Source organism: Nocardia sp. NPDC059236 (assembly GCF_042754085.1).
Classification (GTDB): Bacteria; Actinomycetota; Actinomycetes; order Mycobacteriales; family Mycobacteriaceae; genus Nocardia.
In genome coordinates, this window is record NZ_JBHZAF010000105.1 from 1 (window position 1) to 1,118 (window position 1,118).

A 1,118-nucleotide genomic window follows, 5' to 3' on the forward strand; every position below is an offset into this window, starting at 1 on the left:
CAGATAGACGGTCGAGGGGTCGAACCCGTAGAGCGCGCAGAACAGGGTGACGAGCGGGGAAGCGGACTCGGTGAGGTCCTCGCCGAGGAGCGGTGGCTGGATGCCCTTGGGCCGTCCCGTGGTGCCGGACGAGTAGAGCATGTCCGCGCCCCGGGGCTGGCGCGCGGGCGGCCGGGGCGAGGAGCCGGCCAGCGCCTCCTCGTAGTCGTCGTGGCCCGGGAGGCCCCCGTACGCCAGCCGCACCCTCACCCCGGGCGTACGCGGCACCAGCGCGGTCGCCACCTCCGGGAGGGCGGCCGAGACGATCAGCGCCCGCGCCCCGCAGTCCCGCACGATGTAGGCGGCCTCGTCGGGGGTCAGATGGCTGTTGACGGCGGTGATGTACAGGCCGGAGCGCAGCGCCGCCCAGTACACCTCCAGACAGCGCGGGTCGTTGTCGGACAGCAGGGCGAGATGGTCGCCGGGGCGCAGGCCCGCCCCGCGCAGCCGGTTCGCCAGCCGTACCGAGCGCTCCTCCAACTGGCCGTAGGTGAGCACCGCTCCGGTGCGGGCGGTGAGGACGGCGGGCTTGTCCGGCTCCGCGGACGCGTGCACTCCGGGGTACATGGCGATGTCCCTCCCACGGTGCTGCTGACAGCGCGTCAATACAGTGTCGCGCCGTTCCGCCACCTCGTACACGCCGCCTTCACGCCACGGCTTCCGGCCCCCGCCGGGCCGAGGGGGCCGACGGGGCCGAGGGGGCCAAGGGGCTGGGGTGCCGAGGGGGGCCGAGCACCCCTCGGCAGGGTGGTGGCAGGTGCCCGGTGCCGCACCGGGTGGACGGCGTGCCCAGGTGCCCAGGAAGTCGGAGCATCGCTGGTGACCGCCGCCCCACGCCTCGCGGCCGACCCCGCACCACTCCGAGAAAGGCAGCTCCATGAACTCGCCGAGCAGCTCCTCCGCCGTGCCCGGTACCGTCCCGCCCGCGCCGGCGTCGCCGGTCCCGACGCCCGCACCCGTACGGCACGCCTTCGCGCTATGGATGATCGCGGTGGCGGCCGGGGCGTTCGAGACGGTGCTCGCCGTCAGCGAGATGGCCGCCGACGGTTCTGGATCGGCAGGCGAGATCGGGGTGGGTC

General features: G+C 74.4%; 2 protein-coding genes. One reads left to right on the plus strand and one right to left on the minus strand.

Translation table 11 applies throughout. From position 1 onward, the window contains the following. A partial coding sequence (locus ACFXIV_RS48220; protein ID WP_379421579.1) for an AMP-binding protein occupies positions 1 to 606 on the minus strand: 606 nt, incomplete at its 3' end. Positions 607 to 916: 310 nt separating this feature from the next. Between ACFXIV_RS48220 and ACFXIV_RS48225 the strand changes: the two genes are divergently transcribed. Continuing rightward, the coding region (locus ACFXIV_RS48225; protein WP_379421580.1) for a hypothetical protein at positions 917 to 1,118 on the plus strand (202 nt) is incomplete at its 3' end.